Origin of the sequence: Pseudomonas nitroreducens TX1 (assembly GCF_000313755.1) — a bacterium.
Classification (GTDB): Bacteria; Pseudomonadota; Gammaproteobacteria; order Pseudomonadales; family Pseudomonadaceae; genus Pseudomonas; species Pseudomonas nitroreducens_A.
The window spans coordinates 1-8,419 of record NZ_AMZB01000063.1; the positions used below are offsets into that span (position 1 = coordinate 1).

General features: G+C 66.1%; 7 protein-coding genes. 3 read left to right on the top strand and 4 right to left on the bottom strand.

Translation table 11 applies throughout. The annotated features are described in order from the left end of the window. Positions 1–239: 239 nt before the first annotated feature. The 4 genes from C167_RS0102125 to pbpG all read right to left on the bottom strand — a co-directional run bounded on the left by C167_RS0102125 (position 240) and on the right by pbpG (position 3,794). On the bottom strand, positions 240–806 hold the full coding sequence (locus C167_RS0102125) for a TetR/AcrR family transcriptional regulator (RefSeq protein WP_017516622.1): 567 nt from the start codon (positions 804–806) through the stop codon (positions 240–242). A 186-nt stretch (positions 807–992) separates the two neighbouring features. Beyond that, positions 993–2,132, bottom strand: a complete 1,140-nt coding sequence (locus C167_RS0102130; protein WP_026078748.1) for a thiolase family protein — start codon at positions 2,130–2,132, stop codon at positions 993–995. A gap of 15 nt (positions 2,133–2,147) precedes the next feature. Continuing rightward, the gene (locus tag C167_RS0102135; protein ID WP_017516624.1) at positions 2,148–2,687 is read right to left on the bottom strand and encodes a hotdog fold thioesterase; all 540 of its coding nucleotides are present in this window, start codon (positions 2,685–2,687) and stop codon (positions 2,148–2,150) included. 174 nt (positions 2,688–2,861) lie between these two features. Then, complete coding sequence (pbpG, locus tag C167_RS0102140; RefSeq protein WP_026078750.1) at positions 2,862–3,794, bottom strand: D-alanyl-D-alanine endopeptidase; 933 nt, start codon at positions 3,792–3,794, stop codon at positions 2,862–2,864. Positions 3,795–4,297: 503 nt separating this feature from the next. Here pbpG and C167_RS0102145 point away from each other — a divergent pair. From C167_RS0102145 to C167_RS32070, 3 genes are all read left to right on the top strand, one after another. Further along, positions 4,298–5,977 carry an AMP-binding protein gene (locus tag C167_RS0102145; RefSeq protein WP_017516626.1) on the top strand — a complete coding sequence of 560 codons (1,680 nt, stop codon included), beginning with the start codon at positions 4,298–4,300 and terminating at the stop codon, positions 5,975–5,977. Positions 5,978–6,028: 51 nt separating this feature from the next. Then, entirely contained in the window at positions 6,029–7,045 is a 1,017-nt protein-coding gene (locus C167_RS0102150; RefSeq protein ID WP_017516627.1) for an AraC family transcriptional regulator, read from the top strand. An 81-nt stretch (positions 7,046–7,126) separates the two neighbouring features. Next, positions 7,127–8,419, top strand: a 1,293-nt coding sequence (locus C167_RS32070) for a HAMP domain-containing protein (RefSeq protein WP_017516628.1), incomplete at its 3' end; no start/stop codon positions are given.

The window sequence follows — 8,419 nt, forward strand, 5'->3', positions numbered from 1 at the left end:
GGCCGTGAGGCCGCCTCCTACCCGATCGCGCTGACCGGCTCTTCGTAGGAGGGGACCTTGTCCGCGAATCCTGCACGGCGGGTCGGAATGCGGCAGGGGAATGCGCAGGCGCAGGCCTACGACAAAAGCTGCGTAGGGCGAATAACCTGGAACAGGTTATCCGCCGGCCCTTGAGCGGCGGATAACGCTGGCGCGTTATGCGCCCTACAAAAGCGCCATATGCGACCGCTGTGGGCGATTCACTCCGTCGCGCCGATCTCCCGCTTCAGATGCCGCCGTGTGCTGTCCAGGATGCGATCGGACAGTTCCGGGTCGGCCACACTGCGCGACAGCACCAGCGCGCCGATCAGGGTAGCGAGCAGGGCGACGCTTTCATCCTCGGCATGCTCGCTGGGCAGCGCTTTCTCGATGGCGTCGATGCGCGCCTGGACGATGGCGTCGGTGGTGGCGCTGGCATGGCCACGCGCGCCCAGTTCCGCCGAGATGGTCGGCAGCGGGCAACCCTTGCCCGGCGTGTTGCGGTGGCCGGGGGAGAGGTACTGGTCGATGAAGCCGGGCAGCGGGTCGGCCTTCGCGAACTGCTGGTCGACGACTGGGCGCAGTTGCTCGGCGGCCTGCTGCAGGGCGATCTCCACCAGCTCGTCCTTGGACTTGAAGTGCGCGTAGAAGCCGCCGTGGGTCAGGCCGAGCGCCTTCATCAACGTCTGCAGGCCGGTGGCGTCGACGCCTTCGCTGCGAAAGCGCTGCGCCGCCTCGTTGATGATGCGTTCGCGGGTCTGGGCCTTGTGGTCTTCGGAGTAACGCATGACCGGTCTCCTGCGGATCATGGAATGCTGGTTGACATTCTAACGCAGGCCGGGCGCGAGGAGGTGATTCAGGGCAGGAACGGCGGTGGGCTGGCTGTAGGAGCGAGCTTGCTCGTGAACCGCTCAACCGCGGGGTTGCCGGTCAAGCAATGTTCGCGAGCAAGCTCGCTCCTACAGGGGGAGCCCTCAGCGCACGGCTTCGAGCAACGTCGCCACACCTTGCCCGCCACCAATGCACTGGGTCGCGATGGCGTATCGCCCGCCGGTTTCCTTCAGCAGCGCCGCCGCCTTGCCGGTGATGCGTGCGCCGGTGGCGCCCAGCGGGTGACCGATGGCCAGGGCGCCGCCGTGCAGGTTGACCCGGTCGATATCCAGCTCCAGGCCGCGCAGGCAGGCCAGGGCCTGGCTGGAGAAAGCTTCGTTGATCTCCACCAGATCGATGTCGGCCATCCGCAGTCCACTGCGATCGAGCAGCTTCCGGGTCGCGTACAGCGGACCCATGCCCATGATCTCTGGCGGGCAGCCAACCACGGCGACGGCTTTCACCCGCGCGAGGATGTCCAGTCCGTTGTCGCGGGCGAAGTCTTCGCTGCACACCAGCACGGCCGCTGCGCCATCGGTGAGGGGCGAGGCGGTGCCGGCGGTGACGCTGCCGCCGAAAGCCGGCTTGAGCTGCGCCAGCGCTTCCAGGTTGGTGCCGGGGCGGATGCAGCCATCCTCGTTGACCTCGCCGTTGGGTGTGTCGATGGGCACGATCTCCGCCGCCAGCAGGCCCTGCTCGCGGGCACGGGCGGCCTTGGCGTGGGAGCCCACGGCCATGGCTTCCTGGTCCGCGCGGGAGATGCCGAAGCGCTCGGCGACGATCTCGGCCGTCTGCCCCATGGGCATGTAGGCCTGGGGGAATTCCGCCAGCAGGCGCGGGTTGGGCGACAGGTTGAAGCCGCCCATGGGTACACGGGTCATGGATTCCACGCCCGCGCAAATGAAGGCATCACCGGCGCCGAGTTGGATCTGCCCGGCAGCGAAGTGGATGGAGGTCATGGACGAGCCGCAGAAACGGTTCACCGTGGCGCCGGCCACCGTCTCCGGCAGCCCGGCGAGGAAGCCGGTGATGCGCGCCAGGTTCATGCCCTGTTCGGCCTCGGGGTAGGCGCAGCCCATGATGAGGTCTTCGATCAGGTTGGCGTCCAGGCCGCTACGTGCCACCAGGCCCTTTACCGTCTGCGCGGCGAGGTCATCCGGACGCACGTCGATCAGCGCGCCTTTCTTGGCGAAGTGGAAGGGGGAGCGGGCATAACCCGCGATGACGACGGAAGTCATGGTCAGTCTCCTGAACAGCTGTCAGCGCCCGAGGATCAGGCAGGTGGTGGAGCCGGTGGCGTACAGGCGGCCATCCACGTCGTAGAGGCGGCCCTCGGCCAGGGCGGTGGAGCGGCCGATGTGCACCAGGGTGCCCTCGGCACGGATCGGCCCGGTGTCGCGGGTCAGCGCACGGATGTAGCTGATGCGCAGGTCGGTGGTGGTGTAGCCCAGGCCGGGTTCGAGCATGGTATGCACGGCGCAGCCCATGGCCGAGTCCAGCAGCGTGGCCGCGTAGCCGCCGTGCACGGTGCCCAGTGGGTTGTAGTGGCGCATGTCCGGGGTGCCCTGGAAGACGAAGTGGCCCTGGCCCCATTCCAGCGGGACGAAGCCGATCAGCGCGTTGATCGGCGGGGCGGGCAGTTCGCCAGCGCCGATGCCGTCGAAGAATTCCTGGGGCGTCTTGCCGCGCAGTTCCTGCCGCGAGACCACGCCAGGCTCGGCCAGCCGCTGGCGCATCTGCGCGGCCGCCGCTTCCCAGGCGGCAATCTTCTGTTCGCGGGTCAGTGTCAGTTCGGTCATCGCAAGGCTCCAGCCATTGAATATTACGATCATCATACTAGCATTGAATGATGGTCGGAATATAAGTGATGGATGCGCCATCCAGCAGGGCTGAAGTGACAGGTAGAGAAGAGTAAATCGAGGGCAGGCAGGAGAGGGCTGGCGGAGAGAGCTCCGCCAGCGCGGGGGAGGAACTTACTCGGCGGTGGCGGTCATGCCGGCCGCACGCGCCTGGCTGCGCTGGGCCTTGTACTGCAGGGCGACAGCGGGCACCGGCGAGGCGACGCCGGTTTCCACCCAGCGGCGGATGCGCGCGGCGTCGGCCACGTGGGTGCGCTTGCCGAAGGCATCGAGCAGGGCCAGGGCAACCGGGCGGCCGTTCATCATGGTGACCATTACCAGGCAGTGGCCGGCATCGTTGGTGAAGCCGGTCTTGGTCAGGCGGATGTCCCACTTGCCGTTGCGCACCAGCGGATTGGTATTGAAGAAGCTCAGCGAGTAGCTGGGCTTGCTGAAGCGTGCGTCGCTGGTCGCCGTGGTGCTCATCGCGCGGATCTGCGGGTAGGTGTAGGCGGCCCTGGCCAGGCGGATCAGGTCGTTGGCATCGGAGACGTTGTGGATCGACAGGCCGGTGGGCTCGACGTAATGGGTGCTGGTCATGCCGAGGGACTTCGCCTTGGCGTTCATGGCCGCGACGAAGGCCTTGGAGCCGCCCGGATAGTTGTGCGCGAGGCTCGCGGCAGCACGGTTTTCCGAAGACATCAGGGCCAGCAGCAGCATGTTCTGGCGGCTGATCATGCTGCCCAGGTGGACACGGGAGAACACGCCCTTCATCTCGGCGGTCTCGGAGATGTCCACGGGGATCAGCTCGTTCATCGGCAGCTTGGCGTCCAGCGTGACCATGGCGGTCATCAGCTTGGTCACCGAGGCGATGGGCACCACCAGGTTGGGATTGCTGGAATAGAGGGTCTTGCCGTTCTCCATGTCGACCACCAGGGCGCTGCCGGATGCGAGCACCAGCTCCTTGGGCGAAGCCGGCTTGGCGGGGGAGGCGGCGAAGGTGTTCGATGAACAGACAACAGCGGCACAGGCAAACAGCAGGCTCAGTATCGAACGACGACTAGGCATGGATGTGATTCGCAAGCATGAGGTGGGAATGTGTCTACATCCATGTAGGCATTTTCGGCGAATTCTAATCCAACGCCCGCCATAGCGCACGCGGCGTGGCGCGTCTCAGATTGCGACATGTTGAGACGTAGCGGCCCTGGCTGCGCAGAGACCGTGAGTCGCGCTGGAAGCCGCGGTGCGGCAGGTTGCCCGAGCTGTTGCGAAATGCAACCGGGACGGCGTTGCACTGGACGGCTGAAAACCTTCTCAAAGCCGCGCCGCATATGGCCTTCAGGCCGGATGGCACGCTTTGTGAGTGACTATCCTGAATGGAACGCAGGCGCCCGGTTCGCCGTGTGGCCGATAGTCGGGGTTGCGTTTACCTTTACGTTAACGTAAACATGTTTCGCAGCCCGCGACCGGCCAGTCATGCGGGTGAGCAGGTCGGCCCTTGGTGCCTCTTGCACCGCTGCCAGGCCGATCGTTCAGCGTTGATCCCAGAACAAGCACAACAAGGGAAAGCCATGAACCACCTGAGTTACACCCGCGGCCCCCAGGACAAACCCCTGCTGGCCATGACCGTCGGCGCCGCCTTCGATGCCACCGTCGAGCGTTTTGCCGCGCGCGAGGCCCTGGTCGTGCGTCACCAGAACCTGCGCTACACCTGGGCCGAACTGGCCGAGGTAGTCAATGGCATCGCCCGCGCTTTCCTCGCCCTCGGCCTGCGTCCCGGTGATCGCCTGGGTATCTGGGCGCCGAACTGCGCACAGTGGTGCGTCACCCAGTTCGCCAGCGCCAAGGTCGGTGCCGTGCTGGTCAACATCAACCCGGCGTACCGGGTGAACGAACTCGAATACGCGCTCAAGCAGTCCGGCTGCCGCTGGCTGGTATGCGCCGACGCCTTCAAGTCCTCCGATTATCACGGCATGCTTGCCGACCTGTTGCCCGAACTGGGGCAGGGCAGGCCGGGCGAGCTGTCCAGCGACCGCCTGCCGGAGCTGCGCGGGGTGATCAGCCTGTCCGACAGCGCGCCCACCGGCTTCCTGCGCTGGAGCCAGCTGGAGCCGCTGGGCCGTGGCATCGCCGCCGCCGAACTCACCGAACGCCAGGCGCTGCTGCAGTTCGACGAGCCGATCAACATCCAGTACACCTCCGGCACCACCGGCTTCCCCAAGGGCGCCACGCTCAGCCACTACAACATCCTCAACAACGGCCTGATGGTCGGCGACAGTCTCGGCCTCACCGAGCACGACCGCCTGGTGATCCCTGTGCCGCTGTACCACTGCTTCGGCATGGTGATGGGCAACCTCGGCTGCCTCACCCACGGCTCCACCATGATCTACCCCGCGCCCAGCTTCGAGCCCGAAGCGACCCTGGCGGCGGTGGCGGAAGAGAAGGCCACCGCGCTGTACGGCGTACCGACCATGTTCATCGCCGAACTGGACCACCCGACCCGTCGCGACTTCGACCTCTCCAGCCTGCGCACCGGCATCATGGCCGGCGCCACCTGCCCGATCGAAGTGATGCGTCGGGTCATCGACGAGATGCACATGGCCGAGGTGCAGATCGCCTATGGCATGACCGAGACCAGCCCGGTGTCGCTGCAGACTGGCCCGGAAGACGACCTGGAAACCCGCGTCACCACCGTCGGCCGCACCCAGCCGCACCTGGAGAGCAAGATCATCGACGCCGACGGCCGTATCGTCCCGCGTGGCACCATCGGCGAGCTGTGTACCCGTGGCTACAGCGTGATGCTCGGCTACTGGAACAACCCGCAGGCGACCCTGGAAGCCATCAGCCCGGCGCGCTGGATGCTCACCGGCGACCTCGCCGAGATGGACGAAGCCGGCAATGTGCGCATCGTCGGGCGCAGCAAGGACATGATCATCCGTGGCGGCGAGAACATCTATCCGCGCGAGATCGAGGAGTTTCTCTACACCCACCATGCCGTGGCCGATGCCCAGGTGATCGGCATTCCCGACGACAAGTACGGCGAGGAACTGGTGGCCTGGGTCAAGTTCCACCCCGGCCACAGCGTCGCCGAAGACGAACTGCGCGCCTTCTGCAAGAACGCCATCGCCCACTTCAAGGTGCCGCGTCACTTCCGCTTCTGCGACGAGTTCCCAATGACGGTGACCGGCAAGATCCAGAAGTTCCGCATGCGCGAAATCAGCATCGAAGAGGTGTGCAGCAAGCGTGGCTGATCGCTCGACGCCGTCCTGCGCCCTGACGCGCGCCCGGATTGCCGGGGCGCCATGGGCGTAGAGAAGGGCACCATCTCCATCCGTCTGGTCAGCGAAGCGCTGGCCGAGTTTCGTCGCGCCGGCGGTGACGACGGGCCGTTATTGGCTGCTGCCGGCATCGCCCCTGAGCTGTTCGGCAAGCCTTATGCGCGGGTTTCCTGCCAGCTCTACGCGCGGCTCTGGCTGCGCCTGGCCAGGGAGATGGACGACGAATTCTTCGGCATGAACGCCCGGCGCATGAAGTCCGGCAGCTTTAACTTCATGGCTGCTGCGGCAATTGGCGAGCCGACCCTGGAAACGGCCATGAACGCCGCCCTGCGCTTCATGGGCCTGGTGTTCGACGACTTCACCCCGCGCCTGGTGCGCCAGGACGGCCTTGCCGCCATCGTCCTGGACGAACCTGAGAGCCCGCCGCCTCGCGCCTTCTGCTATTTCACCCTGTGGCTGATGCTGCACGGCCTGGCGTGCTGGCTGGTAGGACGGCGCATTCCGATCCTGGCCGTCGAGTTGCGTTGCGCCCAGCCGGATTTCATCGCCGACTACCGGGTGATGTTTACCGAGAACCTCAACTTTGCGCGCCGCCAGTCGCGCCTGCTGTTCAACGCCGAGGCCCTGGAGCTGCCGGTGCGCCGCGACGAGCGCGAGCTGCGGCGTTTCCTCAATGGTGCGCCGGCCAACATCCTGGTGCGCTATCGCGACCCGCAGAGCCTCGCGGCACGTACCAAGGCCTACCTGCGCAGCCTGAAGTTCGAGCGCTGGCCGGACCTCGATGCGCTGGCCAGCCATTTCTACATGGCGCCCTCGACCCTGCGGCGCAAGCTGGCCGCCGAAGGGCAGTCCTACCAGGCACTCAAGGACCAACTGCGCCGCGATCTGGCCATTGCGCGGCTGGACAGCGGGGACGGCAACTTCGCCGACCTCGCCGAGGAACTGGGTTTCGCCGACACCAGCGCCTTTTACAAGGCCTTCCGCAAATGGACCGGCTCCACGCCGGGGCAGTACCGCGCGCTGATCCGCCAGGAGCCCTGAAATTTAAGGGCTCGGCTCAAGTAGCCGCCTTTGTAGCCGATAGAACAACACAGAACCGCTCTTGCCCAAGGACGCCACTCCATGCCCCTGTCCCGCCTCTCGATCCAGTGGAAGATCACGCTGCTGACCGGCCTCTGCCTGCTCTGCATCGTCTGCCTGCTGGTCGGTCTCTCGCTGTTCCGGATGAACCATGACGCCGAGCTGATCAAGGCGGCCAACGCCGACATGCTCAAGGACGCGGCCAAGTCGCGGATGCAGGCGCGCAGCGAGCAGCAGGCGGAAATCATCCAGCGCTTCTTCACCGACGTGTACCACTTTGGCAACCAGTTCTCGCGGCAGGTCGCCCAGCTGCGCGATCAATCCACCAAGCACGGGGCGGACACTGCCGCCGTACGCAAGGACCTCAACCTGCTGGTGCGCGACGGCCTCAAGAGCAACCCCAACCTGCTCAGCCTCTACGTAGTCTTCGAGCCCGATGCACTGGACGGCCAGGATGCCGCCTTCCATGACCAGGCGGACGCGGGCAGCAACGAGAAGGGCCGCTTCGGCGCCTACTGGGCGCAGAAGGCCTCCGGCGAGATGACCGGCCTGGCGGTGACCGAGGACATGATCGCCGATACCTCCGTCATGCTCGACGGCAGCCCCTTCAACACCTGGCAGCTGTGCCCGCTGCAGACGCGCAAGGCCTGCGTGCTCAACCCCTACTTCGACAGCGCCTCGGGCACCAAGGTGCTGATGACCACCGTGACCTTCCCGCTGATCGATCAGGGCAAGGTCATCGCCGTGATCGGTATCGATATCAGCCTCAGCCGCCTGCAGCAGCTGGCTGCTGATGGCGACCGCCAGCTCTACGACGGTGCCGGTAGCGTCAGCATCGTCAGCCCCGCCGGCCTGCTCGCCGGCTACAGCAGCAACGAAGCGCTGCTCGGCCAGCCACTGGAAAAAGCCATTCCCGGCCAGGCCGCCGAGCTGCTTTCCCTGCAGGCCAGCGGCCGTCCGCAGGTGCTGGAGAAGGACGGCCAACTGCGTGTGGTCGAACCGCTGCTGCCGATCCCGGACGCCACCAAGCCCTGGGCCGTGGTGCTCGACGTGCCGCAGGACGTGCTCCTGGCCCCCGCGCTGGAACTGCAGAAGCAACTGGACGAACGCAACTCCAGCGGCGCGCTGTGGCAGACCCTGTTCGGCCTCGCCGCCGCCGTTGTCGGCCTGCTGCTGGTCTGGCTCACCGCCCGCGGCGTGACCCGGCCGATCCTCAATGTCGCCGCGATGCTGCGCAACATCGCCAGCGGCGAAGGCGACCTGACCAAACGCCTGGACTACGCGGGCAAGGACGAGCTGGGCGAACTCGCCGGCTGGTTCAACCGCTTCCTCGAC

Excerpts from the sequence above, each read along its gene's own strand:
- C167_RS0102125 (WP_017516622.1), bottom strand. The coding sequence starts at position 806 with ATGCGTTACTCCGAAGACCACAAGGCCCAGACCCGCGAACGCATCATC.
- C167_RS0102135 (WP_017516624.1), bottom strand. The coding sequence starts at position 2,687 with ATGACCGAACTGACACTGACCCGCGAACAGAAGATTGCCGCCTGGGAA.
- pbpG (WP_026078750.1), bottom strand. The coding sequence starts at position 3,794 with ATGCCTAGTCGTCGTTCGATACTGAGCCTGCTGTTTGCCTGTGCCGCT.
- C167_RS0102145 (WP_017516626.1), top strand. The coding sequence starts at position 4,298 with ATGAACCACCTGAGTTACACCCGCGGCCCCCAGGACAAACCCCTGCTG.
- C167_RS0102150 (WP_017516627.1), top strand. The coding sequence starts at position 6,029 with ATGGGCGTAGAGAAGGGCACCATCTCCATCCGTCTGGTCAGCGAAGCG.